Annotated in this window: 24 protein-coding genes and 4 pseudogenes; 15 read left to right on the forward strand and 13 right to left on the reverse strand. The window is 55.8% G+C overall.

Annotated features, from left to right (window positions below; translation table 11 throughout):
• Window positions 1-531: 531 nt before the first annotated feature.
• Window positions 532-903, reverse strand: a pseudogene (locus V0R37_RS09890) (nitrilase-related carbon-nitrogen hydrolase); the annotation flags it as partial.
• A gap of 68 nt (window positions 904-971) precedes the next feature.
• On the opposite strand from V0R37_RS09890, the gene V0R37_RS09895 reads away from it, so the two are divergent.
• Window positions 972-1,562 carry an SAM-dependent methyltransferase gene (locus V0R37_RS09895; RefSeq protein WP_420374375.1) on the forward strand — a complete coding sequence of 197 codons (591 nt, stop codon included), beginning with the start codon at window positions 972-974 and terminating at the stop codon, window positions 1,560-1,562.
• A 297-nt stretch (window positions 1,563-1,859) separates the two neighbouring features.
• Here V0R37_RS09895 and cadR read toward each other — a convergent pair whose 3' ends face one another.
• Both cadR and V0R37_RS09905 read right to left on the reverse strand, forming a co-directional pair.
• Window positions 1,860-2,240: a Cd(II)/Pb(II)-responsive transcriptional regulator gene (cadR, locus tag V0R37_RS09900; RefSeq protein ID WP_420374376.1), complete on the reverse strand. Its 381-nt coding sequence runs from the start codon at window positions 2,238-2,240 to the stop codon at window positions 1,860-1,862.
• A 568-nt stretch (window positions 2,241-2,808) separates the two neighbouring features.
• Window positions 2,809-3,555, reverse strand: a complete 747-nt coding sequence (locus V0R37_RS09905; protein WP_420374377.1) for an IclR family transcriptional regulator domain-containing protein — start codon at window positions 3,553-3,555, stop codon at window positions 2,809-2,811.
• A 112-nt stretch (window positions 3,556-3,667) separates the two neighbouring features.
• On the opposite strand from V0R37_RS09905, the gene V0R37_RS09910 reads away from it, so the two are divergent.
• From V0R37_RS09910 to V0R37_RS09930, 5 genes are read left to right on the forward strand one after another with little or no spacing between them, the layout of a single operon-like run.
• Window positions 3,668-4,669 (forward strand): Bug family tripartite tricarboxylate transporter substrate binding protein, encoded by a 1,002-nt coding sequence (locus V0R37_RS09910; RefSeq protein ID WP_420374378.1) that lies wholly within the window; start codon window positions 3,668-3,670, stop codon window positions 4,667-4,669.
• A gap of 40 nt (window positions 4,670-4,709) precedes the next feature.
• Entirely contained in the window at window positions 4,710-6,233 is a 1,524-nt protein-coding gene (locus tag V0R37_RS09915; RefSeq protein ID WP_420374379.1) for a class I adenylate-forming enzyme family protein, read from the forward strand.
• Between the two features lie 21 nt (window positions 6,234-6,254).
• Window positions 6,255-7,022 carry a citryl-CoA lyase gene (locus V0R37_RS09920; protein ID WP_420374380.1) on the forward strand — a complete coding sequence of 256 codons (768 nt, stop codon included), beginning with the start codon at window positions 6,255-6,257 and terminating at the stop codon, window positions 7,020-7,022.
• A 31-nt stretch (window positions 7,023-7,053) separates the two neighbouring features.
• Window positions 7,054-7,782, forward strand: coding sequence for an SDR family oxidoreductase (locus V0R37_RS09925; protein ID WP_420374414.1), 729 nt, complete (start codon window positions 7,054-7,056; stop codon window positions 7,780-7,782).
• A 23-nt stretch (window positions 7,783-7,805) separates the two neighbouring features.
• The gene (locus V0R37_RS09930; protein ID WP_420374381.1) at window positions 7,806-8,600 is read left to right on the forward strand and encodes an SDR family NAD(P)-dependent oxidoreductase; all 795 of its coding nucleotides are present in this window, start codon (window positions 7,806-7,808) and stop codon (window positions 8,598-8,600) included.
• A 412-nt stretch (window positions 8,601-9,012) separates the two neighbouring features.
• Here V0R37_RS09930 and V0R37_RS09935 read toward each other — a convergent pair.
• From V0R37_RS09935 to V0R37_RS09970, 8 genes and pseudogenes are all read right to left on the reverse strand, one after another.
• Window positions 9,013-9,622: pseudogene (locus tag V0R37_RS09935) on the reverse strand (IS3 family transposase); the annotation flags it as partial.
• A gap of 297 nt (window positions 9,623-9,919) precedes the next feature.
• Window positions 9,920-10,282, reverse strand: coding sequence for a transposase (locus V0R37_RS09940; protein WP_420374382.1), 363 nt, complete (start codon window positions 10,280-10,282; stop codon window positions 9,920-9,922).
• Between the two features lie 63 nt (window positions 10,283-10,345).
• The gene (locus V0R37_RS09945; RefSeq protein WP_420374415.1) at window positions 10,346-12,163 is read right to left on the reverse strand and encodes an acyl-CoA dehydrogenase family protein; all 1,818 of its coding nucleotides are present in this window, start codon (window positions 12,161-12,163) and stop codon (window positions 10,346-10,348) included.
• Window positions 12,164-12,339: 176 nt separating this feature from the next.
• On the reverse strand, window positions 12,340-13,119 hold the full coding sequence (locus V0R37_RS09950) for an IclR family transcriptional regulator (protein ID WP_420374383.1): 780 nt from the start codon (window positions 13,117-13,119) through the stop codon (window positions 12,340-12,342).
• A 50-nt stretch (window positions 13,120-13,169) separates the two neighbouring features.
• Window positions 13,170-13,958: a citryl-CoA lyase gene (locus V0R37_RS09955; protein WP_012250674.1), complete on the reverse strand. Its 789-nt coding sequence runs from the start codon at window positions 13,956-13,958 to the stop codon at window positions 13,170-13,172.
• A 13-nt stretch (window positions 13,959-13,971) separates the two neighbouring features.
• Window positions 13,972-14,478 (reverse strand): MaoC family dehydratase, encoded by a 507-nt coding sequence (locus tag V0R37_RS09960; protein WP_012250675.1) that lies wholly within the window; start codon window positions 14,476-14,478, stop codon window positions 13,972-13,974.
• Window positions 14,475-15,641 carry an acyl-CoA dehydrogenase family protein gene (locus tag V0R37_RS09965; RefSeq protein WP_012250676.1) on the reverse strand — a complete coding sequence of 389 codons (1,167 nt, stop codon included), beginning with the start codon at window positions 15,639-15,641 and terminating at the stop codon, window positions 14,475-14,477. The genes V0R37_RS09960 and V0R37_RS09965 overlap by 4 nt, the downstream gene beginning before the upstream one ends.
• A gap of 43 nt (window positions 15,642-15,684) precedes the next feature.
• Entirely contained in the window at window positions 15,685-16,437 is a 753-nt protein-coding gene (locus V0R37_RS09970; protein ID WP_012250677.1) for an SDR family NAD(P)-dependent oxidoreductase, read from the reverse strand.
• A 188-nt stretch (window positions 16,438-16,625) separates the two neighbouring features.
• Here V0R37_RS09970 and V0R37_RS09975 point away from each other — a divergent pair, with 188 nt between their 5' ends.
• From V0R37_RS09975 to V0R37_RS10005, 7 genes and pseudogenes are all read left to right on the forward strand, one after another.
• Complete coding sequence (locus V0R37_RS09975) at window positions 16,626-18,737, forward strand: acetate--CoA ligase family protein (protein WP_420374384.1); 2,112 nt, start codon at window positions 16,626-16,628, stop codon at window positions 18,735-18,737.
• A 45-nt stretch (window positions 18,738-18,782) separates the two neighbouring features.
• The gene (locus tag V0R37_RS09980; RefSeq protein WP_420374385.1) at window positions 18,783-19,751 is read left to right on the forward strand and encodes a Bug family tripartite tricarboxylate transporter substrate binding protein; all 969 of its coding nucleotides are present in this window, start codon (window positions 18,783-18,785) and stop codon (window positions 19,749-19,751) included.
• Between the two features lie 13 nt (window positions 19,752-19,764).
• Entirely contained in the window at window positions 19,765-20,823 is a 1,059-nt protein-coding gene (locus V0R37_RS09985; RefSeq protein WP_420374386.1) for a CaiB/BaiF CoA transferase family protein, read from the forward strand.
• Entirely contained in the window at window positions 20,807-21,403 is a 597-nt protein-coding gene (locus V0R37_RS09990; RefSeq protein WP_012250681.1) for a flavin reductase family protein, read from the forward strand. Before V0R37_RS09985 ends, V0R37_RS09990 begins: the two co-directional genes overlap by 17 nt.
• A 191-nt stretch (window positions 21,404-21,594) precedes the next feature.
• Window positions 21,595-22,344, forward strand: coding sequence for an electron transfer flavoprotein subunit beta/FixA family protein (locus V0R37_RS09995; RefSeq protein WP_012250682.1), 750 nt, complete (start codon window positions 21,595-21,597; stop codon window positions 22,342-22,344).
• Window positions 22,345-22,360: 16 nt separating this feature from the next.
• Window positions 22,361-23,293 carry an electron transfer flavoprotein subunit alpha/FixB family protein gene (locus tag V0R37_RS10000; RefSeq protein ID WP_012250683.1) on the forward strand — a complete coding sequence of 311 codons (933 nt, stop codon included), beginning with the start codon at window positions 22,361-22,363 and terminating at the stop codon, window positions 23,291-23,293.
• A 29-nt stretch (window positions 23,294-23,322) separates the two neighbouring features.
• A pseudogene (locus V0R37_RS10005) lies at window positions 23,323-23,653 on the forward strand (acyl-CoA dehydrogenase); the annotation flags it as partial.
• Window positions 23,654-23,709: 56 nt separating this feature from the next.
• On the opposite strand, the gene V0R37_RS10010 reads toward V0R37_RS10005, so the two are convergent.
• Both V0R37_RS10010 and V0R37_RS10015 read right to left on the reverse strand, forming a co-directional pair.
• Entirely contained in the window at window positions 23,710-23,874 is a 165-nt protein-coding gene (locus V0R37_RS10010) for a pseudouridine synthase family protein (RefSeq protein ID WP_012250685.1), read from the reverse strand.
• A 41-nt stretch (window positions 23,875-23,915) separates the two neighbouring features.
• Window positions 23,916-24,215, reverse strand: a pseudogene (locus V0R37_RS10015) (hypothetical protein); the annotation flags it as partial.
• Window positions 24,216-25,026: 811 nt separating this feature from the next.
• Here V0R37_RS10015 and V0R37_RS10020 point away from each other — a divergent pair.
• Both V0R37_RS10020 and V0R37_RS10025 read left to right on the forward strand, forming a co-directional pair.
• A complete protein-coding gene (locus V0R37_RS10020) occupies window positions 25,027-25,377 on the forward strand; it encodes a helix-turn-helix domain-containing protein (RefSeq protein WP_012250687.1) in 351 nt (116 codons plus the stop codon).
• A 707-nt stretch (window positions 25,378-26,084) separates the two neighbouring features.
• The gene (locus V0R37_RS10025) at window positions 26,085-26,339 is read left to right on the forward strand and encodes a helix-turn-helix transcriptional regulator (RefSeq protein WP_420374387.1); all 255 of its coding nucleotides are present in this window, start codon (window positions 26,085-26,087) and stop codon (window positions 26,337-26,339) included.
• Window positions 26,340-26,363 lie beyond the last annotated feature (24 nt).

Below are 26,363 nucleotides of genomic sequence, written 5' to 3' on the forward strand. Positions count from 1 at the left end.
GTTTTCGGCGTTCGCAGTAATACGGTTCCTGCGGGGTTGCCGCCGTTGCCGTGAGTTCGTCGCCTTGCCGTGCTGAACTGCTGGCCGGGGCTGATGACGGGAACGTGGAATATATGGAGGGGACCCGCTCGGCGGGGAGGAAGCCGTTTATGCCGCGAAAGCCAGGGCAGCGGCAACGGATGGCGGTACAGTCGGCGTTTTGGGCGGCGCGCTCATGGCAACGGGAACAGACGGCCCGATATGCACTGATTGCGAATGCTGGCCCGCGCGGCGAGCGCCTCCATCGCCAACGGCGATCTAATTGAGCCCGCGGGGCGGATTCACCACCACCCAGAATTAGCTGCTCCAGTGCAGCAGCATGCCCGCGACGGAACCAGCAAGGTGAGTGGCGACGGGTGATGCCATGTGACAACGCAAAAGCGCAACGGGGCATAGAAACAGTAAATCTGCACCGCTCACGCGCGTATCTGCAGCAGCCCTGGCGAACAGCATTCCTCGGACATTTCCATCATGACAAAATTAACAAATCGATCACGCCTCGGACTCCCGAATTACTGTTTCGCCGGAAGATTCACGCCTACAACGGCACAATGCAGCGATGACGAGGAACGCGCCAGCCAGCAGCAGCATCGGCGCATCTCCGAAGCGCGTATACGGCGTCAAGCCGGCCATACCTTGTACGGTGACCGGTAGCACCCCCGCTTGGTGCGGCGGCACTTCGGCCATCACCCGGCCATGGGGATCAATCGAGGCAGTAATACCGGTATTGGTGGAGGTCACCATGGGGCGAGCCGTCTCGATGCTGCGCAGTCGGCCAATTTGTAGATGCTGGCGGAGCGCCCATGTATCCCCGAACCAGCCGAGATTGCTCAAGTTGACCAGAATACTCGCCCCTGGGTCGCCGCCAGAGCAAGCCAAGTGAATCCGTTACGTACAATAAACGGATTGCTTTCAACCGTCGAGGAAATACTATGTGGGACGAACGCTATGCCAGTGATACGTTTGCGTATGGGACAGAACCAAATGATTTTCTGATGGAGCATGCAGGCATGCTTTCTGGTCCGGTGCTAAGCCTGGCGGAAGGCGAGGGGCGAAACGCAGTTTATTTAGCGTCGCTGGGCCTTCAGGTCTTGGGTGTCGATGGCTCGGCTGTAGGACTAGCGAAGGCACAGAAGCTTGCAGCGTTGAAAGGGGTATCAATTCGAACGGCAACGGTCGACCTCGCCACTTATACGCCGCCAGCTGATTCCTTCGGTGCTGTCGTGTCTATTTCAGCTCATTTGCCCAGCCATGTCCGCAAAAGATTGCATCGGCTGGTCGCGCAGTCAATAAAGCTCGGCGGGGTGATAGTACTGGAGGGTTACAGCCAGGCACAGATCAACCGGAACACAGGTGGCCCGAAAGATGCCGACATGCTGCTGGCTCAGTCGGATATCGAACAGGAATTCCCGGATTTCGAAGTGCTCTTGTCCCGCGAAATAGAGCGAGAAGTCATTGAAGGCAAATTTCATACGGGCTTAGCCAGCGTCGTACAATTTATCGGGAAAAGAAAAGCAAAATGATATGCCTTCAGACGATTGCAGTCGTTTCAGGACATCATATACACCCGCATGGTTGACTTAACATATACAGAGGTGCGGCCTGGCGGGCTGTTTGACTAACCCAACTACTTAACTTGGGTGTCTGTCCTTGACGCTGCAAATCCTCACATACAAATATCAAAACCCAAAAACCGGATTTTCAAGCGTTTAAATAAGACGTGAATTTTCAAATAGGACCACGATCCATTTTTGACAACGGTTCGTCAACGTCAAATAACTTTCCATTCAAAGAGCCCCTACGCCGTGCAACCGATGCTTTTAACTATGGCAAGAATTATCAGCAAGGGCGAGCAATATCCCGCACTCAGCCGTCGGTGCCGTGCTCGCGCATTTTTGGCGCAAAGCCAATAGATGCTGCTTTAATTGCATTAATTCTTCGACGCGTGTTTCTACTGTATGGATATGCTCGTCCAATAAAGCATTCACATCGCCGCACTCTTCATTGGGCGTATCCCGGTGCTGAAGCAAAGTTCGCACTTCGTCCAACGCCATATCGAGCGTGCGGCAATGCCGGATAAATCGTATGCGTTCAATGTGCGCCTCGCCATACAAACGATAATTGCCATCGCTACGAGCAGTCTCCGGCAGCAGCCCCTCCTTTTCGTAATACCGAATGGTTTCCACCGCAAAGCCATCCACTCGGTCGATCCGAACGCGCAACTCATCACCGAGCCGCCCACGCGCAGCGTGCAAGTCACCTCATCCGCGACAAGCGTACAGCTCGAAGCCGCCTTGCGCCAGGCAGGCAAGAAGGCGTGGGTCGCCTTAAGGTGTTCTAATCAGTGTGATTCTAGGGCGCGAACTTTAAATTGGGAATCGGCGCCATGCGGTGTGATTACTATCGTAGGTCTTCGCTACGAGAATCGTAGCGGCGGCGCAATTAACAGCCCAACCGGGTGACCCGCCAATCACCTAGGCCGTGCCGGTCAAGCTCAGCCCATAGTCCAATGGTAACACCACCGCCTGCGCCTGACGGAACTGCTCTACCGTCTAGGCTGAAGCATTGGCCTGAGGCGCCTTAATCAAAACCTCGGCATCTCCACTGGCGGCACGTGGCATGGCTTTCTCCGTCTGTGTCAATGGATCTACTATTGCATTAATAGATTCAGAAACGGAATAAGTGCCATTGGGATTAGGGCGAAGCCTGTAATCCGACAAACTACCGACCAGAACACCAAAAACGATGCCCCGCCAAGCGGTCAACCAATCATATTGTGCTCAATTCCTTTTTTATAAGTTCGACAATGGAACGCTGCCGCTTCAAGGGCATTCTATCTATCACACTGGTCACGCTGATGGCGAATATAGGGTGGCGGGACCGATCCAGTATTGGCACCCCTACCCCTAGTACTCCCGGCACGACGGCATTGCCTACTGCTGACCAGCCGCGTTCCAGTGTGGACTTGATCAATCGCTCCATTTGCTCGCAAGTCATGCCGCCGAACTTGGACAGGATGGCTCTATTGGCACCTAAAATCTGTTGAATATCTTCGTTGGGTAAACTGGCCAACAAGGCAAGACCGGCAGCGCCAACCCCCAATGGTTGCCTGTGCCCAAGAGTCACCGACAGAACCTGCACCGGATAAGACCCTAGTTCCCGGTGTACGCACAATGAATCATCATGTTCGCGGCGCACCAAAAAGCTTGAATCACCTGTCTGTGCGCTGATGCGCGCCAGCACCGGTTTTAGTCGCTCGACGCTGTATGTAATAGCTAGCTCGCCCTTAAAGTGCGCATAGTTAAAAATAAACACCCGATCACTCGTTGGCGGCTGTACGTAACACTGATCAACCAGCACGTCGAGAAACCGATAAACCGTTGTGCGCTGTATGCCCGTTAATGCCGCAATATCGGTAATTTTCAAGCCTTCGTCACCCGCAGCCCGCAGCACTTCAATGATCTGTAGTCCACGTCTGAGTGTTTTAGGTCCCGATCTATCTGTAAAATCTTTCATAATTTAATTTGTCCAAAAAATAGACAATGTACATTGTGTGTTATTGGCTTTCTATATACTATCAAGCTGAAGGACATCATCAATGTTCAAATTATAGACACACGGAGACTACATGAGACTCAAACTGCAAAAATTAATTCTGAAAGCAAGCCTATTTGGCGCCTTCATACCCGCATTATTGTCAAACAGTGCGGTGGCCACAACCCATGACAACTACCCTAACCGGCCCATCAGCATGGTGGTCGGTTATGCCCCGGGCGGCGCAACAGACATGCTGGCCCGTCTTATTGCAAAGGCTTTGACAGATGAGCTGGAGCAGCCAGTCATCGTTGAAAATAAGGCTGGGGCCAACAGCAATATCGCCGCAGAGCATGTCGTTCGCTCTAAGAAAGACGGGTATACCATCTTTGTAGGCATAATCGGGAACACGATCAATCAAGCCTTATACAGCAACCCGCATCGCGATTTCATAAAAGATTTCGCACCCATTGGCATGATGGCTTCTATTTCTAATGTCCTCGTTGTTAATCCCAAGCTGCCAGTTAATTCTGTACAAGACTATATCGATTACGCAAAGAGGAACCCTGGTCAATTAACGTGCGCATCATCAGGCATAGGCTCATCTATTCATATGTCATGCGAACTGTTCATGATTCAAACAGGAACCAATCTCCTGCATGTCCCTTACCGCGGTAGCGGGCCCGCAGTCACCGACCTATTGGGTGGGCAGGTTGATTCCATGTTCGATAACGTACCTTCATCTCTGCCACACATACAAGCTGGCAACTTACGTCCAATAGCCACCACGACAAAAGCTCGTGTCAGCACTTTACCCAATACTCCTACATTTACAGAAGAGGGTGTAAAAGGATTCGTAGTCGAAGGATGGTTCGGTCTATACGCTCCAGCAGGAACACCGGGGCCCATTATCAGCAAGCTAAATCATGCTTTAAATAAAGCACTGGTAAAGGCCGACATTATCTCGACTTACGACAAGAACAACTTCACTGTTCCCGAACAGCCCAATTCTCCTGACAGCTTCAAACAATACACACAATCGGAAATCGATAAATGGGCTGAAGTCGTCAAAAAGGCAAATCTCGCAGCCAACTAATTCAACTTAGATCTTAACCCTTTAAAGGCGCCCTGGCATTATGTTTCCCATTGACTTTTTATATCGCGCGGCACAATTGCACGCTGGCCGAATCGCCATAGAAAGCCTCACCGAGCGCATTACCTACGCCCAGTTGATAACAGCAGTCAATGCGCTGGCCGTAATACTGCAAGAGAGAGATCCTGCCCCTGGATCGCGCGTCGGTCTATGCGCGGCAAACTCGTCCAGTTACATCGTTGGCATGCTGGCGATACTGGCGGCGGGAAAAGTCTGGGTGCCCTTGAATTACCGCAGCACCTCCCCAGAGATCCGACGCATTCTGGACACCACCGCACCCACCGCCCTGCTGGTAGACGATACCGGCGATGCGCTGATTCAGGGCGAGGAAGGCCTGAAGATCGCGTTTGAACAGTTCCCCAAGCTGATCGATACGCACCGGGGCCTGATGCCCAAGCGCCACGCGCTATCACGCGATGACACTCAGGCCATCAAGTTCACCGGCGGCACAACCGGCATACCCAAGGGGGTCATGCAGCCGTACAGAGCCTGGGTGGCGGGCATCATCAATCAAATTCACGGCTGGCAAATTACGCAGCAAGACAAATTCGTCATTTGCGCGCCCATCAGCCACGGAACCGGCACCTATGTGATGCCCTTGCTGGCCCAAGGCGGTACGCTGCTGCTTTGCGCCTCCAACTCGGCGCAAGACATTGCCCACGCGTTCAAGCAGCAGGGCGGCACCATGACGTTCATGCCCCCTACGCTCATCTATAAGCTCATGGCCGCAGCCGGCATCGACGCATCCAGCTTCCCGGCGCTGCGCCTCATGATCTACGGCGGCGCTCCCATGCCAGTAGAAAAAATCATTCATGCGCAGGCTTTCTTCGGGCCTGTCGTGGCGACCACGTACGGCCAGACTGAAGCACCTCAAATAGCCACGCTGCTGGCCCCAGACGACTTGGCCAACCCCTGCTACCGTTCATCTGTCGGCAGAGCCACCTGGCTATCCGAGCTTGCCGTCATGTCACCCGAGGGCAAGCTGCTGCCCACTGGCGAAAAAGGCGAAGTCGTGATCAAGGGCGATCTGGTCATGACAGGCTACTGGCAGTTGCCTGAAAAAACCGGGGAAACCATCAAGAACGGCTGGCTGCATACCGGCGATGTGGGGTATCTGGACGAGCAAGGCTTCCTGTATATCAAAGACCGGCTGCGCGAGGTGATTATCACCGGCGGCTTCAACGTTTATCCCATAGACGTCGAAAATACGCTGTCGCTGCATCCGGCCGTGCATGAAGCGTCGGTATTCGGCATCGCTGATGAAAAATGGGGTGAAACCGTCAATGCCGCCATTGAGCTGAAGCCTTCCCAATCGGTCAGCGGCGATGAGCTGAAAGCCTTCGTCCGGGAAAAGCTGGGGCCGGTGCTTACGCCCAAGAGCATTTACTTTTATGACAGCCTGCCACGCTCATCAGTGGGTAAGGTTCTGAAAACCGCCATCAAGGACAAGGTCATCAAGGACCAGGACGTCAATTCAGCGCTCGCCCATACCGGCGCCACCCAATAACCCAATATAAACGGAGCTTCCATGGCCAACACCCCTACTACAGAACTATGCACGCACAGCCTTACCGGCATGAGCTATCGCGACAAGGACCTTGTCAATGATCTGATCGGAGAACGTACTTTTACTGACGTCATGTTCACCCAGATCATGGGCCGCAGACCGCGTCCGGTCGACCTGCGCATTATCGACGCGGTCCTGATTACCTTGATGGAGCATGGCCTGACCCCCAGCGCCATCGCCACACGTTTGATTTACATGAGCGCACCCGAAAACCTGCAGGGCGCGGTATCGGCCGGCATACTGGCAGTTGGAAGCCAGTTTGTGGGCACCATGGAAAACTGCTCTGGGCTGCTCGCCCACTTGCTGAAATCAAACGATCTGGAGCAGGCAGCACTTGAGCTCGCGCAACAATACAAGACTAATAAACAGCACCTGCCCGGCTTTGGCCACCACCTGCACAAACCCGATGATCCCCGTTCGATCAAGCTTATCGAGCTGGCCCAAAAAGAAACGGAACTGCCCCAGGATCACGTGAACGCACTGCTGGCGCTCAGCAAGGCGGTTGACTCGGTATACGGCAAGCACATTACGATCAATGCAACCGGCGCCGTTGCCGCACTGCTTGGCGAGATTGGCATTCCCACACAGCTTATGCGCGGTTTTGCCGTGATTTCCCGGGCAGCCGGGCTGGTATCGCATATCGCGGAAGAACAGCGCGTGCCCACCGGCCGCTTCATTTGGGAAACGATTGACGGGGCGATCCCTTATGTCAAGCAACGCACGGACTAAACAGCCTTTCAATCATTAATCAAAGGTAACAATAGTGCAACAGTATGTTTTGGTCACCGGCGGGTCCAGCGGTATTGGAAAAGCCATTATCGAAAGGCTAGTAATGGAAGGTTTCCATACCTTAAATCTTGACAGACATGCCCCCTGCCGGCCATCGGCCAACGATCGCCATATTCCTGTGGATCTACTAGACACGGACGCGCTAAACCGCGTTCTTGCGCAGCTATCCCAAGAATACGAGGTCTTGCGTATCGTTAATAATGCCGGGATGGTCAAGCCGGCATTATTGGAAAGCACTCTGATCGACGACGTAAGAACCGTGGCAAAGCTCAATATTGAAGCCCCTATCCTAATTGCTCAACAATTCGTGCCTGCCATGCGGGCCAAGAACTTTGGCCGTATCGTCAACATCAGCAGTAGGGCGGCATTAGGCAAGGAAAGACGCACCGCCTATGCCGCTTCCAAGGCAGGGCTTTTGGGCATGACGCGAACCTGGGCACTCGAGCTGGCTGGCAACGGTATTACCGTTAATGCGGTCGGCCCCGGCCCTATCGCCACCGAACTATTCAGAGCCGTCAATCCACCCGATTCGCCTCTAACCCGGCAAATATTGAGCACAATACCGGTACAGCGCCTGGGCGAACCCGCCGAAGTCGCTCATGCCGTGTATTCTTTCCTTGACGACCGTGCGGGATTCGTGACGGGCCAAGTGCTTTACGTTTGCGGAGGCATGACTATAGGCTTAGGGAATGCATCGTAACCTTTTCTTGAGCGAATTCAACCATGAAGTTTGCTAATAAAGTTGTATTTATGGCCGGCGCAGGAAGTAGCGCGCCGGGTTGGAGTATAGGAAAAGCGACATGCGTCACACTGGCCCAACACGGCGCCAGCATTGTTGCGGTGGACTCCAACATCAGCGCTGCGCAAGACGCAGCAGAAGAAGCACAAAAGGCAGGAGGTAAAGCATTGGCTGTTCAAGCCGATGTCACCGACCAGGCGTCTATAGAGCGGGCCGTTGCACTGGCTACCCGTGAATTTGGCGGCATCGATGTTTATGTCGCCAATGCTGGCATAGGAAAAATAGGTGGGGTTGCTGAAACCCAAACATCTGATCTGGATCGCATTTACCAAGTCAACGTCCAAAGCCTGCTTACCGCGTCCAAATTGATAATTCCCCACATGATTCAAAGAGGCGGCGGAGCAATAGTGACCATATCGTCCGTTGCTGGCATCCGCTATATAGGCTATCCGCATCTTGCTTACAGCGTGACCAAGGCGGCATTGATTCAATTTACCCGAATGATTGCACAAGAATATGCAACCCTAGGCATTAGGGCGAACACCGTCATACCCGGCCTGATTGATACACCACGCATAAAGAAAAATGTATGGTCGGCATTTTCAACCGACGGTAACGAACAAGAAGTCAACGACAAGCGCAATCAACAGGTTCCTATGCAGCGCATGGGTACTGCGTGGGAGGTCGCCAAAGCAGTCGCCTTCCTGGCATCTGACGACGCCTCGTATATCACCGGTACGGAACTTATCGTAGACGGCGGGCTCACCGGCAAGTATTAAAGGGCAAGCCTTGGTGCCGGATTAAGCGGTGCTGTAAGCGCACTAGATCTATTGATTTGCGGCGCTTTTTCGGGGCGATTGGCGTCGAATTGCGGGCTTCATCCCAATTCCAATGGCACTTACCTAAGCTACTAATCACGCTCGTGGCAATGTATTTGACAGCGAGCCTGGTTGCGATCCATCTTCGACTATGGATCGTATTTGACCGTCGTTTTCGCATTCGCGGCTCGCATCACTCTGGTCGGTCTCCCACCCGGCGCTGGCTGAGCAACGTGAACAGTAAGCATCCGGTCTAGCTTCCAAGTACCCATAAGTACCGACAATGTGTGAACTTGCCCGGTTTGAAGATGGTAGTTTCTTGTTAATGGAGAACGGGAATGACTGAAAGCAGAGTACGGCAATCCCCCCATATTCAGTAGTAAGCGACAGTAGAATCAGTTAAATATTTACGGGCTAATTTCTGTCTCGGAGTGATGCCGCCCAAGGCCATGTTGGGCCGATAGTTGTTGTAAGTCTAGAGCAAAGCGGTAGCGCCGTGCTGAACTTCGTCTAGACTGCCGAACAGATTTTGAGCGAGCCAATCATAACGCACGGTTCGGTTATAGCGCTCGACGTACGCGTTTTGCTGCGGATTGCCGGGCTGGGTATGGACTGAGCGTAATACGTTGCTTTAGAGCCCATTCCAGCATCGTTTTACCGATGTATTCGGGGCCATTGTCGCACCGCAAACACGCCGGCTTGCCGCGCCACTCGATGATCTGGTCCAGGGCTCGCGTCACGCGCTCGGCCGGCAAGGAGAAGTCCACCTCAATGCCTAAGCCTTCGCGGTTAAAGTCGTCAACGACATTGAACAGTCGGATGCCGCGACCGTCGGCAAGCTGATCATGCATAAAGTCACTTGACCAGATTTGATTGATATCGGTGGCGGTCCCCAAGGGCTCGGGACGCTCGCGCACCAGGCGTTTACGCGGCTTGATGCGCAGATTCAGTTCCAGTTCACGATAGATCCGGTAAATTCTTTTGTCGTCTAATTGGTCAATCAAAAATCAACTGTGGTCTTTGTCGTCTCCGTAGTCGCCCAGTAGGCGCTACAACATGCAGCCAGACGTCGCATCCATTCCTATGTGATTCACGCAAGTTTGTTGCCATCCTGCAAAGCGAGTCTCGGAATTGGAATTGGCGACGAACTCAGTATGATCTTTGAACAACCTCCATATGCGACATTCCCAAATACCGTTACGCAGCCAGTTTTCCCTGATCGTCGTGGTAGAACTCGCCAGATTTCCACATGCTGAGCATCAGACCTGAAAGCTTTCTCGCTAACGCGACAACGGCTTTCTTGTACCCCATACGCTGTCGCAGCGAGTTGGCCATTTCGCAAGCGTTGTCTCGGTACCGTAACGCGAGAGCAGGCACGAGGCAGCCTCATAGAGTAGTGATCGCGTTTGGCGGTTCCCATGTTTTGATATCCCGCCGTTTCTGTCAACTTCTCCCGATTGATACTTCTTCGGCGTCAAGCCAAGAAACGCACCGACATCTGAAACACTGCTAAACCGTGCGGGATCATCGACTGCCGTTTTAAAGCTCATTGCAGTGAGCATTCCCACGCCAGGAATGGAGGAGCACAACAACAAGCAAGTCAAAGGGCGTGTATTGAGAAGTGGTCCGCTTTTTACCCCCATCGCGCAAGCGCCGAAGGCCTGCGCGGATGAAGTCTCGCGACAGTCGGGGTATCGATCCGAGCGTTAGGACTGGAAAAGCGGCGCCATATGGCGATTGACGACAAGGCCGTAACGCACAGCACGCGCACGCTGCATGGCACGCGGAAGAATATGGCTTGCATAGAACACGCAGCTTGCGAATTTGCCGGCATAAAAATGGTCGTCCTTTCCTTCTGCTAGCGCTTCGGAACAAACCAAAGCGGCGCGAGCCATATGCCAGCCGCATAGCAGTTCACCAGTCAACATCAGATAAGGAACGCTGCCGAGCAGCACCACATCATCATCCTTGCCAGCTGTCTGTCGCAGGAAGTCCGTCGCCTCCTTCCACGCCTGCGCGCCCGCCCGCAACTCGGTTGCCATGATGCGCAAGCCGTCCCGATATGCAGGATGCTCGGCTGCGGCAGCGTCAAGAGCCTCTCCGGCAGCATTCATTTGCCGCAACAGCTCATGCACAACGAATGCCGCATGTCGAAGGACTTTTCGCCCCACGAGGTCATTCGCCTGAATGGCGGTCGTGCCTTCATAGATGGGAAGGATACGGGCATCGCGATAATACTGGGCAGCGCCCGTTTCTTCTATGAAACCCATCCCGCCATGGACCTGAATACCAAGGGAGGTGACTTCCAGCGAGGTCTCGGTGCAATATCCCTTGAGAACCGGAATCAGAAACTCGAAAAACGCCGCGTGCCGTGCACGCATGTCCGCATCGGGATGATGTACGGAAAGATCCTGGTGGGCTGCAGTCGCGTAAGCCAGCGCGCGCATGCCTTCCGTCAAGGATTTCATGGTCATCAACATACGCTGCACATCGGGATGATGGGCAATGGGCTGCGGGCCCCCGCTGCGCCCCTTGCCCTGCAAGCGCTCTTTCGCATATCCCAAGGCAAGCTGAAACGCCCGATCGGAAACCGCCACCCCTTGCAGACCGACGCTGAACCTGGCGGAATTCATCACGATGAACATGTTGGCCAAGCCTTGGCCAGCCTCTCCGATCAGATGCCCGACCGCTCCTTGTCCCACTTCGCCTTTTCCGTCTCCGAAAAGTAGCATCGCCGTAGGGCTACCATGAATGCCAAGTTTATGCTCCAGCGACGCGCACCACACATCGTTGCGTGGCCCCAGCGTACCGTCTTGAGCGACCAAATACTTGGGGACGACGAACAGGCTCAGGCCGGAAATGCCGGCTGCCGCACCTTGAACGCGCGCCAGGACGAGATGAACGATGTTTTCAGCGAAGTCGTGCTCGCCGTAGGTGATGAATATCTTCTGGCCGAAAAGACGATAACTTCCATCGTCCTGCGGAACGGCGCGCGTCGCGATTTGCGAAAGATCGGAACCGGCTTGCGACTCTGTCAGATTCATTGCACCGGTCCATCGACCTTCGAGAAGGTGCGGCAGATAGAGCGCCCTCTGCTCTGCGCCTGCCACTCGGCTCAATGCGTCGATCACCCCGTCCGTCAGCATCGGACACAACGCAAAGGACATGTTGGACGCATGCAGGCTTTCGTTTACGGCCGCGCTCAGCAATCTTGGAAGGCCCTGGCCGCCGTCATCGGGCGCATGCGGCAGGCTTTGCCAACTGCCTTCGACGAACTTCGCGTAAGCAGCGCGAAAGCCGGGCGAGGTGCGCACGCCGCCGTCGTTCCATTTCGCAGGAGTGCGGTCTCCGATAGCATTCAGCGGCGCGAGTACCTCTTCGACAAAGCGCGCGTTTTCATCAAGTACGGCATCAATCAGTTCTTCGTCGGCCTCGTTGAAATCTGGTGAGGAGAGAACCTCGCCCAGGCCCGCCAGAGATTTCATTGCAAAGCGGATTTCTTGAAGTGGAACACGATAAGTCATTGATTCTGCATCCATGAAAGATTGTCAAATCTGATAGCGGCAAGCAGTGGAAAACGGAGCCCGTGAACGAATCGAGACGTTCTCGAAAACATAGCGTGCGGACACGTCCCGACCGCAGGTCGGAAGCCTGCGGCGCATGCGATGCTTTGCTCGTTTCCCTTGAAAGAAAGCTGTCGTCAGCCGGTAATCAAGGAATTCGACAAACCGATATCTAAACACCGCGCACCGAAAACGTTCTCGCTTACAGTAAGTAAAAGGCGGACATAGGCCTCTTCATTTACCTGGAAGCGATCACTCGGACCGGATATGGAAATGGCGATGGGAACGATCCCCAGCATGCCCGAAACGGCAAATGCGTCCGCGCCAGGCTCGCCCTCACCGCGTGTTTCGTACCAGCCTCGCCGCTTACCGTATTCGACGCTGGCAAGTAACTGTTCAATATCAACCACTGTCGTATCGGTCAGTTTGCGCAAGGGGCGCGCGCCCAGCATATCAGCCGCCTCGTCGACCGGCAGCATGCCCAGCAGAGCCTTGCCCATTGCTGAGGCATGCAAGGCTACCCGCTGGCCCACTGCCAATACATAGCGCAGCATATGCCGACCGTCCTTTACAGCAACCACCTTGACCGCCGCCCCGTCTACACATCCAACGTATGCCGTCTCCCCCGTCCTTTCAGCCAGAAAATCCAGCGCATCCTGAGTGCCGGCGATGATGGGATCTTCAGCACCGATATGCTCGGCGACGGTCATCAGCCTGCCGGAAGGGTAATAACGGCGCGTCTGCTTGCAGCGGACCAGATAGCCCAGATGATGCAAGGTATACACGAGATCAAGACAGCTGCTGTCCGGTAGGTTGAGAAGCTTGGCCAGTTCCGAATTCGAAAGTTCGCGCTTTTCACGCGCGAACGTTTCAAAGACGGCCAATGCACGAGCTGCGGCACTGACAAGAGTCGGCATTGACTATTACCTCGGAAATGGTGATGACAAGGCCGCTATTGTACTGAGCGTTAACGCTGGGGAGCAATATTGCGCTCGTCCTGCGCCAGCACCACGTCCCAGATCTTCTGTCCGACGGGATTATTTTTTTCTTCGTACAGATGGGCGACCAACCCCCCGGCACGCCCGACCAGCATCAGGCCGCGCGCAATCATCGGATCCAGCTTCATGTCGCAAATGATGGAGCCAACCGCCCCCACGGCGTTCATGGGCAGTTTTTTCTGGCGGTCGAGCAAAAGCGCCTTCTGCACGGCTTCCATCAGTTTCCAGTGCTTACTGAAATAGCCTAGTTCCTGGGAAAGGCGGCGCAACGTCGGCACGCGGGGATCGCCGTCGATATGGATGGGATGGCCCAGCCCATAGACGAACTGCTTCTTCTCGCGGCTGCTCTGTATCACGCGACGGGCGCACGCCAGGAAGGCATCATCGTCCGCATCCTCGTCCAGATCGGCGGCTGCGCCACCCAGCATCTCCGCGCAATTCTGCGTGGTTCCCAGGAAAACGCTGCCTGCGCCCAGCAGGCCTGCGGCCACAGCCGCCTGCGGCGCCTCGGGGGCACCGAGATAAGTCAAACGCGCACTCATCGCACTGGGCGTCAGACCATGGTCGCAGGCCGTCACGAGAATGTGATTGATCATCGTTTTCTCATTCTGGCTGGGGCGCTTGCCGAAGATCGTGAACATCATCATGTCGACGAAGTCCATTTTCCCCAGGAGATCCTGCGCCAGGTTCTCGCCCCGCACTGTAATGGCTTCAGGAGTGGTGTATCCAATTTCAGTCTTGAGTTCGATCTTTTTCATGATGCCTTGTCCTTCAATAATTTTGCGAATCAGCGGGCTGGCGCGCCACCAGCATCTTGACCATGCAGATGCATACGGTTTCGCCGTGCTGGTTGATGCCTTGCCTTTCGAATTCGATGATGCCGCGATCGGCGCTCGACGTTTCCTTGCGGTCCGCCACGACGATTCTGACGCTGATCGTATCGCCGATGAAAGCCGGCTTGGGAAAGCGGAAATTAACCTCCAGCAGCCCCAGTATCGAGGGTTCAAGAAACTGATTCATCACGGTCCGCGTCGTCAGCCCGGACATGATCGAACCCACCAGTAGACCATGGGCAATGCGCTGCTTGAACGGCGTGTTTTCGGCATAGACATCGTCGGTATGCAGGCGGTTATAGTCGCCGCTCAGACCCGCAAAAGCACCTACGTCAGCCGCCGTGATGGTGCGGCCTGCCGTCTCGAATACCATGCCCGGCTCAAGGTCTTCCCAGAAATACCGGAAGGATGCGAGATCCGTCGGTGAGATTTCGCTTGCGATCATTGTTTTTTCTCCATGGCGTTGATGGCCGACAAGCCCAGCAGTTCGCGCCCGACGATCAGGGTCTGGACTTCCGCCGTCCCCTCGGGGATGACGCCGCCGCTGGTATCTCGGAAGATTCTTTCCAGCCCATATTCCGTTGAATAGCCCAGGCCGCCATGGACGGCAATGGCAGTGCGCGCCACGTTGTGCGCCGCTTCCGCCGCATGCAGTTTCGCGATCGAACATTCAACGCGCGCAGGCTTGCCTGCCTTGACGGCAGCCGCAGCCTTGTAGGCCAGGCCGCGCGCCGACTCGACCTGGATGAGCATGTCCACGATATGCTTCTGTATCAACTGGAATTCACCGATCGGTCGCCCAAACTGCTTGCGCGTCTTTGCATATTCAACCGACATGTCCAGCGCAGCCTGGGCCGCGCCGACCGCACCCATGGCAATATTCAAGCGTCCGTGATTCAAACCCTTGAGCATTTCTTTCAAGGCGGTGCCTTCAGTACCCAACAGGGCGCTCTTGGGCACTTTCACATCCGCAAAAGTCAGTTCAGACGTGCCGGAGGCCCGCAACACCATCTTGTCCACCAACCGGGAATCGAAGGGGGTTTCAGCACGATCGATGACAAAAATCGACGACTTGCCATCACAACTCGGGCTGAAAGTCCTGGCAAGCACGATTGCATAATCGGCATAGTGGCCGTTGGTGATCCACAGCTTGCTGCCGTTCAACAAATAATGGTCGCCCTTGTCCTCTGCCTTGAACTCGATACCGCCTACGTCAGAGCCATGGTTGGGCTCGCTGATCGCAATGCATGAGGCCTTGCGCGATTCCAGTACGTCAGCCATGTATTTGGCTTTCTGCTGCTCGGTGCCATGCTCGCTAAGCAAGCGCAGGAAGATACTGGTGATGTTGATGATGGTACGCAGCGAACCCCAATGGTAGCCGGCTTCCTCCATCATCATGCCCCAATTGATGGAATCCAGATCGTAGCCGCCATCTGCCTCCGGCAATTGGCCGCCAATATAGCCGAATTGCGCCAGACCCTGAAGCACATCCAGCGGGATACGCTTCTCTTGCTCGCACAGCGCAATGCGGGGAACAATCTCAGCGACCATATATCGACGAATACTGTCACGCAGGGCGATCTGATCGGAATCGAATTCAAAATTCATGCTTGTCTCGATGATTATTTACGAAAGAGTCAGTTAACGCGGTTCAGGAGGAGAAACGTCCGCCTGTTACATACAGCGTGATCCCAGTGATATAACGTGCATGCTCCGAGGATAGGAAGGCCACCGAAGACGCGATGTCTTCGGGCGCTCCGAGGAAGCCGACGGGATTGCGCGCCAACGCCATTTCACGCAGCTCGGGATAGGTCGGCAAAGAACGCATCAGTTCCGTCTCGATGAATCCGGGCGCTATCGCATTGACTGTAATGCCAAAGCGAGCCTGCTCCAGCGCAAGCGCCCGAGTGAAACCAACCAAGCCTAACTTCGCCGTCGTGTAATTGGTTTGACCAGGGTTGCCGAAGACAGAACGAGACGCAATATTGACGATGCGTCCCCATTTGCGTTCCATCATTCCCGGCAAAACGGCACGGCTGAAATGAAAGGCCCCCTTGAGAATGGTGTCGACCACCGAATCCCAGTCTTCTTCCGACATCTTGGTCAGATACTTGTCGCGGGTGAAACCGGCATTGTTCACCAGGATATCAACGCCGCCCCATTCCTTCACTACGGCATCGATGCCGGCCTGTACCTGATCCTTGTCACAGACATCGCATTGAATAGCCATGGCCTCGAACCCTTCATCCCGCAGGTTCTGCGCAGTGGCATCGGCTGTTTCCACATCGATGTCGCAAATCACTACGCGAGCCCCTTCTTGCGCCAGTTGCCGACTTGCCTCGGCGCCAATCCCCCGGCCTGACCCTGTCACCAGGGCAACTTTGCCTCGAATTTTCAGATCCATACTTCCGCACCATATCGAAATTTATCAAATAGTCTCTTGAACATTGGACGCAGCGTCGCCATCCGTAAGTTGGTCTATAATACGACATCTCGAATCATAAGTCGAATAATGATTGATAAATTCAGTATTTGGTACTACCATCCACAACATCGAATCAAGAAATGCCTGAGGCTCTAATGGAAAGCAACATGTTTCTAAACCTATCAGCCCTCTTCGACCCTCGGTCTGTCGCCGTGGTAGGAGCCTCGGATCGCCCCAACAGCATCGGCCAACGAACCGTCACCAACCTAGTCGAACACTCTGACTTCGTCGGCGAACTATTCCTTGTGAATGCCACAAAAGACGAAGTCATGGGGCGCCGCGCCTATCGCTCAGTAACAGAATTGCCCTGCGCGCCCGACTTGGCGGTCATCGTGGTGCCTGCAGCCGCTGCCGTCGGCGTGATCCGCGAATGCGGCCAGAAAGGGATCAAGTTCGCTGTGGTGCTGACCTCGGGTTTCAGCGAAGCCGGAGATGAAGGGAAACGGCTGGAGCAAGAAATCGCAGACATCACCAGGCAAACCGGGATACGGGTATACGGCCCCAACTGCCCAGGTCTGGTCAACAACAACCGGGGAATCGGGTTCACGTTTTCCCCCGCCTACAAGCTGGATCGCAAGGCCGGTCCGATCGGGCTGGTCACCCAGGGAGGCGGGCTGGGCCGTACATTCCTGCAGGCTAGCGGCCGCGGTATGGGCATCGGCTTATGGTGTTCGAGCGGCAATGAGGCCGACCTGACCGTCAGCGACTACATCAACCACATGGTCAGCATGCCGGAAGTCAAAGTGATCGTGACTTTGCTGGAAGGGATCAACGACCCCGAGCGCTTCGTGCAAGCCGCCCTCAATGCCGCACGCTCGGGTAAGCCCATCGTCGCGCTCAAGGTCGGCAAGTCAGAATACGGAATCAAGGCTGCGCAGTCTCACACGGCGGCGCTTTCCGGCAGCGCCGAAGTGAACAGCACCGCTTTCAGGCAGCTGGGCATCATAGAAGTGAACGACATCGATGAAATGATTGACACCGCAGCCTTGTTGGCGCGTGCCGTTCCACCCACCGACCTGAGCGTCGCCATTTATTCTTTTTCCGGCGGAACCGTCGCCCTCGCCGCCGACATGCTCGGCGAAGCCCAACTGAAGCTGGCGGAATTCACGCCGAACACCCTGGACGAACTGAGCCGCCTGCTGCCTTCCTTCGCCGCCATCCATAATCCAGTAGATACGACTGCTGAAGTGCTGGTGAATAAAGACATCAGCCACGCCTCGCTGCTGCAAGTAGCACGAGACCCCAACGTCAACGCCGTGCTCTATCCCATCCCCATGGAATATGGTGATACCACATTGGCGGCGTGTACCGATATGGTGCGCGTGCAAGCGGAAGTTGATAAACCCATCATTCCAGTATGGATGAGCGACAAGACCGGAACAGGCTATGACGCACTCGTCCAGCAAGAGCTCGTTCCCTTCCGTAGCTTGTCGCGCGCCATCAAGGCCATTTCGCGTTGGAACCAGTATGGGCGCTGGCGTGCGGGTTTCGATTCGTCATGGAAACCGGCCTTGAAAGCGTCTGCAGAAACCGGAGAGTCGGCCCAGGATTATCAAACCTACACGGAGCGCGAAGCGAAATCGATTCTGGCTCGCGCCGGTGTGCGCGTGCCTACCGGCGGCGTCGCCGCCACCCTGGAAGAAGCTCTGCATCTGTCTGCTGGTATCGAAGGACCAGTCGTGGCAAAAATCGTCAGCCAGGACATTCTGCACAAATCGGATATTGGCGGGGTGCGTACAGGGCTGCGCACCGATGCCGAAATCACGGATGCCTGGCACGGCATACTCGAAAATGTCCGCGAGGCTGATCCGCACGCCCGCATCGACGGAATCCTGATCGAGGAAATGATCGCTCAGCGCGGCGTCGAAACACTTGTCGGCGTACACGAAGACCCTCTTTTCGGCCCCGTCATCACCTTCGGTCTCGGCGGGATATTTGTCGAAGTATTCCGTGACGTCAGCCGCCGCCTGCTTCCGCTGACACCCGCGCAAGCTCGGGAAATGATCGCAGAAACGCGATGCTACACGTTGTTGAAGGGCGTGCGTGGCCAGGCAGCGGCAGACATCGAAGCACTTGTCCAACTGCTACTCGCCGTCTCGGATTTCGTCATCCAAGGTCCCTTATCCGTACACGAACTGGATCTGAATCCTGTCATCGTCGGCCGCGAAGGTGCCATTGCGGTCGATGCCGTTCTCATTGCAAGCAAGCGCAATAGCTAGTTTCACCAACTCATATTATTTATACCAACCAGGAGGAAACAAAAGATGATCAAAAAGTTCACAATGCCGGCTCTGATTGCCGCAACATTGATGGCCGGCAGTGCTGTCGCAGCTTATCCGGACCGACCTATCGTATTCGTGGTGCCGTTCACGGCGGGCGGCATCACGGATAACGTAGCTCGTACCGCCGCAGCCAAGCTGGAAAAAGAGCTAGGCCAGACGGTCATCGTGGAAAACCGCTCGGGTGCCGGGGGCAGCATTGGAGCGGACTACGTTCTGCGTCGGCCAGCGGACGGCTATACGATCTTCCTGGGCACACAAGGCACCCAGATCACCAACCAGCTCATGTACGACAGCACGAAATACGACGCCCAGAAGGACTTCGTGGCCGTTCACGGGCTGACCGCCATACCCAATGTAGTGGTCGTCAACGGCCAGAAACCCTACCAGACTCTGGACGCCCTGGTGCAATATGCCAAAACGAATCCAGGCGCACTGACCAACTCTTCGGCCGGCACGGGTAGCGGTACTCATCTAGCCGCCGAGCTGTTCCAGGATGTGGCCGGTGTGTCTTTCACGCACGTTCCCTACAAAGGCAGTGCCCCCTCCATCACTGATCTCATGGGCGGACAAGTGGATCTGTCCTTCGATTATCTGGTATCCACGCGCGGCGGCATCACGGAAGGCCGTCTGAAACCCGTGGCCGTCACGGGTGAAGCACGTCTGCCCGACCTGCCCGATATTCCCACGATGACCGAGCTGGGTTATCCCAAAGCGACCTCCGTTTCATGGATGGGCGTGTTTGTCCGCGCAGGCACTCCCCAAGACGCAATCGACACGCTCACAACTGCCTTTGAAAAGATCATAGCGGATCCCGATGTAGCAAAGGCTTACGCCAACTTCGGTGGCGCGACGCTGAACAAGCCAGGCAGCGAGTTCGCCCACTTCATCAGCGAAGAAACCGAAAAGTGGAGCGCCGTCGTGAAGGCTGTCGGCCTAGAGAAAGGACGCTAAGACGATTTGAGCCATGACTATGACATCCACGCCCCAACCTTCTCTGGCAGGCCTGCAGGTTCTTGATTTTTCCGAACTGCTGCCTGGGCCGTTCTTCACCCAGAACCTTCAGGAACTTGGTGCCACGGTCACCAAAGTAGAACGACCGCCGAACGGCGACAGTGCCCGTCTGTTGTATCCCGGCATTTTCGAGTCGGTCAATCGAGGCAAGCATTCGATCATGCTGAACCTCAAGGATCAAGCTGGCCTGGAACAGGCACGATCCTTGGTGAGAACGGCGGATGTTCTGGTAGAGGGCTACCGCCCCGGCGTAATGGCCCGCCTGGGGCTGGGTTACGATGAAGTACGCACTCTGAATCCGCGTATCGTTTATGTGTCGCTAAGTGGTTATGGCCAAACGGGACCCAACTCGAAACTGCCGGGGCATGACTTGAACTATCTGGCGATGGCTGGTGCCCTGGCGCTCGGCGGCTGTGACCGCGAGTTTCCCGCCTCCGGCGCAGGTCTTTCGGTGGCGGATCTTGCCGGCGCCATGTACGCACTGTCCAGCACGCTGGCCGCACTACTTGCCCGCGCGCTCACGAACCAGGGCCGCTATCTCGATGTGTCTCTGACCGACTGCGTCGCCCACTGGATGAACCCACGCCTGGGACAGTTCGGATGGGCGGGCCAGGCTACCTTGGCCGAACAGCGCAGCGAGGTATTGAGCAAGCCAGGATACGGCGTCTTCAGCACGAACGACGGCGGCCATGTCGCCATCGGTGCGCTTGAGGACCACTTCTGGACCAGGCTCAAGAACGCCCTGTCACTTGACCAGTTCGAGGGCTATGCAACGTACGCACAGCGCGCTCTCATGGCCGACCGCATCAACGATGCCATCGCCGCCCGAATTCATCAGCTTTCCGAACAGCAGGCCATTGAGTTGCTGCAGAACGCCGACGTGCCGATCTCCCCTTTGGTACTCCCGTCGCAGCTCCTGGAATCCGAACACGTCCGCAGCCGTGGACTGGTCGGGAAAGATGCCAAGTTTCTCCGTTATCCGGTGGACATGACTCATGTACACCAGCCTTGACCCTGCAGAACTCAGTCCACGCGAAATCTATCGCTTTATGACCTCATGCATAGTGCCGCGCCCCATCGCCTGGGTGTCGACAGAAGACGCGCAGGGCTCCGCCAACCTGGCTCCTTTCAGTTTCTACACGCTGGTATCGACAGTACCGCCTCTGGTCGCCCTGAGCATCAGCGCAGCACAGGAACAGGACAAGGATACTGCCGCAAACATTCTTAGCACCAAGGAGTTCGTGATCAACTTCGTCACGGTCGCGCTCATGGACAAGATGCATGCATCTTCAGCGCGCTTTGCCGCCGGCATCGACGAAGCCGCAGCGCTGGGCATAGAAATGATGCCCAGCCAGGTAGTGCGCCCACGCAGCGTCGCCGCCAGCCCCGTCCATCTTGAATGCGTATTGGCCGATTGCTTGGAATTCGGACGCTTCAAGACGCGCCTCATCGTCGGCGAGGTCGTCAACTTCCATCTTTCCGATCAATGCATGCAGGATGGAAAAATCGACGGTAGGCTGCTTGACCCACTATGCCGACTGGGAGGGCAGTGGTACGCGGGACTACAACCCCGCATGCAGCCCTTTACATAGCCTTCCATCCCTAGGGCTTAAATACAAGGAGACTGGGCGCAGCAAATGGACAAATACGGCGCTGTGACTGATCACATGAGCGGCGCGCAGTTCGGTGATTTCATCAATCCGAATACGACAAGTGGGGCGAGGCGGTCAGGATCGCCGACGTCCAGGTTCAATAACGCAATTCAACACATATTGGAAATAGCATGAAAATCCTTGTTCCTGTCAAACGCGTGATCGACAAAGACGTCAAGGTGCACGTGAAATCCGATGGAAGCGGTGTGGACACCGCCAACATCAAGCACAGCATGAACCCTTTCGATGAAATTGCGGTGGAAGAAGCCGTACGCCTGCGGGAAAATGATGCTGTCACCGAGGTGATCGCCGTTTCCGTGGGGGTGGTACAGGCTCAGGAGACTCTCCGAACGGCGCTCGCGATCGGCGCCGATCGCGCAATCCTAGTCGAAACCGCAGAAGAACTGGAGCCGCTTGCCGTGGCCAAGGTGCTGAAGGCACTCGTCGACAAAGAGCAACCGCGACTGGTGCTAATTGGCAAACAAGCAATCGACAACGATGCCAACCAGACCGGCCAGATGCTTGCTGCCTTGGCGGATTTTTCGCAGGCCACCTTTGCATCCAAGGTGCAACTCGACGGCGACACGGCCACGGTCACCCGGGAGGTCGACAGCGGGCGGGAAACCCTTACGGTATCGCTACCCGCGGTCGTCACCACAGACCTGCGCCTGAACGAACCGCGCTACGTCACATTGCCCAACATCATGAAGGCCAAAAAGAAACCACTGGAATCGGTCACCCCCTTCGACCTGGGTGTCGATATCAGCCCTCGAGTGAAGGTCCTCAAGGTTACCGAGCCGCCCCAGCGCAGCGCGGGCATTACGGTGCCGGATGTCGCCGCATTGCTCGACAAGCTCAAGAACGAAGCCAAGATCATCTGATAGGAAGAGGTCCACCATGATAACTCTCGTTATTGCCGAACACGACAACAGTGTGCTGAAGCCCGCCACGCTCTGCACCGTCGCAGCCGCCGCCGCTCTGGGTGGTGAAATCCATGTGCTGGTTGCCGGTCATCAAGCCGCAAGCGTCGCTCAAACTGCCGCACAAATCCAGGGCGTATCCAAAGTGCTGCACGCCGACGGTGAATCCCTGGCTCATGCTCTGGCAGAGAATCTCACTGCACAGGTGCTCGCCATAGCCGACGGCTACAGCCACTTCCTGTTCCCCGCTACCTCGACCGGCAAGAACGTGGCGCCACGCGTAGCCGCCAAGCTGGATGTGTCGCAGATCAGCGAAATCACTAAAGTGCTGAGCGACGACACCTTCGAGCGCCCCATTTATGCCGGCAATGCAATCGCTACCGTGCAGAGCCTGGACTCTCGGAAAGTCATCACCGTGCGGGCCACCAGCTTTGATGAAGCGGCAGCAACCGGCGGGTCAGCCGCCGTCGAAGCAGTGACGGCAACGGCAGATTCGGGTAAGAGCCGCCTTGTTGGTCGCGAGGAAAGCAAGAGCGACCGCCCCGAGCTGACATCCGCCCGTATCATAGTTTCGGGTGGTCGCGCCCTGGGTAGCCAAGAAAAATTTCAAGATGTCATCACGCCGCTGGCCGACAAGCTGAAGGCGGCTATCGGTGCGAGCCGTGCCGCCGTCGACGCTGGGTACGTTCCCAACGATTTGCAGGTAGGCCAGACCGGCAAGGTCGTGGCACCAGACCTGTATATCGCTGTAGGTATCAGCGGCGCCATCCAGCACCTAGCCGGCATAAAGGACTCGAAGGTCATCGTGGCCATCAACAAGGACGCAGAAGCCCCAATCTTTTCGGTGGCGGACTACGGCCTGGTAGCCGACTTGTTCATCGCTGTCCCGGAATTGATCGAAAAAATCTAACTGCCCGCCGTACTTTCCGGGAAACACCTATCAACTACAAAGCCCCCGTCAAGGACCTTCTGTTCAACATCGAGCATTTGGCGGAAATCGACACGTTGGCCCAGATGCCGCGCTTTGAAGACGCGGATCTGGATACGGCTCAAGCCGTGCTCAAAGAATGCGCGGTTCGGTGAAGAAGCCATCGCGCAGCTGAACGTCGTGGGCGACACAAAGCCCGCCACGTGGAATGCCGGCGAGGTGACCACCAGCCCCGGCTTCAAGCAGACTTTTCGGCAGTACGCCGAAGGCGGGTGGCAGGGCTTGCAACACGCACCGGAATTTGGTGGCCAAGGCTTGCGGCCTTCTCGTATAGGCAGTTCGAGCCAGGCGGTGGGAATGCGTTTGCGGAACCGAACCAGCGGCGTCCTAGGCCAAATCTAGGGGGCATCGATGAACCGCGCCAGCGCCAGCAAAGTCGGCTCGTCTTTCAACTGCACGCCGTTCCACAAACGCTGCAGCTGCTCTGCGCTTGGTTCGCCTTCCACTTGAGCCCAATAGGTCTCGGGAATATTGTGCCGAGGATCTGCAATTCGCGATTGCAACGTCCGTCATTGGTCAGTAGAAGCAAGCCTTCGCTATCTCGATCCAGCCGCCCGGCTGGGTAGAAGTCCGAGACGTCTACAAAGTCTTTAAGCGTAGCCCGGCCTTGGTCGTCGCTGAGCTGAGTCAGAGCGTCGAAAGGCTTGTTGAGCATCAACAAGCTCGGCGTGTCGACCGTTGCTTGCCGAGCACGCCGAACGAAGGGTTTCCGCGCACGATTTAATTCGATGCCCAGTGAATGCCTTCGAAGCAGGTCTGGCAAAGGCGGCGCGGAGCACAGCAATAAAGCGAGTACCCCGCCCGCGATGGCCCAGGCGACGACTCCAGCCATGACGCCTGCCATCACGGGGCCGCGCAAGATCTGAACGGATCGGGTCCGCCGCCAGATCTCGGCACAACCACCCGCACGCCGACCCAACCAATAAATCTACCATCGCCGATGGCGATCCTGGATCTCGGTGTGGCCGAGTATTCCACCCGCCATTGTGCGATGTATGCCAAGCGTGCGGTCAACAACCTCCAAAACACGGCATCAAGAATCATTGACCCTGCGGCTTTGTAAGGCAATCTGTCGATCGAACATTCGGGCGGTCAACCAGGCCAGCTGCATGGTAGCGATGACAGTGACGACTTGTATAGGGAAGGCTCGGGGCTCGGCTTAGCTATCGTGAAAATTATTGTGGAGGCCCATAGAAGCCGAGTCAGCGCCAGCTCGACGGCCGACGCAACCCGGTTCGAAGTAGTGTTCCAGCGACGCAATATTCAGTACGCTAGCAGCACTCCTGATTCCTATGGCTCGTATCGCCTCGTGCCGAAAGCAAGCCTATCCTGCTCCAGAGCGGCGGTCGAATCACAAAGCTGATACTCACACGCGACATTTCCCATCTGCGTTCAGCTGATCCGCCACAAGCTGGTCACGGCGCGCTGCATGCTGACGGCTGGTAGTGCGGTCTCCCGTAAAGAAAGGTCGTTGTCTTTACAATCTTTGCCTCTCATGCTGTGCCGTTAGCTGTCACAATGACCCAAATTGGATTCAGCCATATGATTAATCGTGTAATTTTATTAGTTAAGTATTTTATTGACAGTCATATATTGATTCACCATCATGTCATAATGTATCAAACTACTGGAAAAAACCCCTGACCCTCGACATCATGAGCATCGGCGAGCGCCTACGTATCGCACGTACGAAACGAGGCCTAACCCAAGAAGCGTTGGCCGGTCTGGTTCAGGCTCCCCTGACCCAGGGTGCCATCGCACATATAGAAAGCGGCCGAAGCGAGTCCTCACGCCACATAGTATGGATCGCTGCAGCCCTTCGAGTCCGCGCCGAGTGGCTCGTTACCGGAGAAGGGGAAATGTTCGAGGATGAGTGGCCATGGCCTGGAATATCTCGGGAATCCGTATCAAAGTTGCCAACGCTGGTCTTGGAAGACATTGGCGATTACATCGAGATGAAGCTCTCTAAACATGGCAGGAACAGCGGCGACGGCAAAACAGAATAAGGCAACTAGACAGCTGCAGAAACGAGTCGCCGCAGCCAGCCGTCGCTTCTAGATAGTCGCTGAAAAGCTACACAAATCCCGCAGGCTGGCCTTCGGCCTACAACGGGTCAGAGCGATCCGATTTGATTCATTCCGAATCAGATTAAGCGTACCTTCTACAAATTTACATGACCCATATGACTCGTTCATATTAGTTTTGTATTGACTCTTCTAAATAGATACGTAATGATTGCACCAAGCCTGCTCTTTAACAACGCAACACCGATGAATACCGCGCCCTGCCCCACGACGGGCGGTGCGAGTGCGCGGCTACCCGAGTCGTCAGCATACTGCGGGGCGACAGGCACCTGGGTAGGAGCAAAACAGGTGAAAAATCATCACTCCCCCGGGCCGGTAGAGACTGGCGCAAACTGGGGGAACTGGTGACGATCCGTACCCACGGACGCCGGCACTGCCACCAAAGGCAGGCCACCCTCGACGGATGGCGCGTAATCCGTTGATGACAGCGGCAAAGACCGCAGTTCTCGGCATCCCGCCGAACCGCAGCAGCGGGCCAGCGGCGGGCTCCGCCGAGAATGATCGAAGCATCCGGCCCCCATCGCGGCATCTTGGAGGGCCGTCCACGAAGGCGCGGGTCGCGCCTGCTTTGGAAAGCATCCTGAACCCCGTTCTCCCAGGGTGCTTCCCAAGGTCCAATGGAGGAAGAAATGAAGGAACAGCAGGTCCAGCCACAAATTTTTGGCCACCCGTCAACCACATACCATACCCAGCAACCACCCGACCAAGCACTTCTCTACCGGATTCACACGGCCGAAGCCAAGCTTGGGGTATCCCGATCAACTATCTATCGGCTGGTCAATGAAGGCGAGTTAGTACTGATCAAGATAGGCAAACGGTCCAGCGGAATCACAGCAGCCAGCCTACACGCGCTCATCGAGCGCAACAAGGCACTTGTCAGTTAGGCCATTGCGGCATTGATCTTTTGG

It is taken from the genome of Pollutimonas rozaliensis (assembly GCF_048751585.1).
Lineage (GTDB): Bacteria > Pseudomonadota > Gammaproteobacteria > Burkholderiales > Burkholderiaceae_B.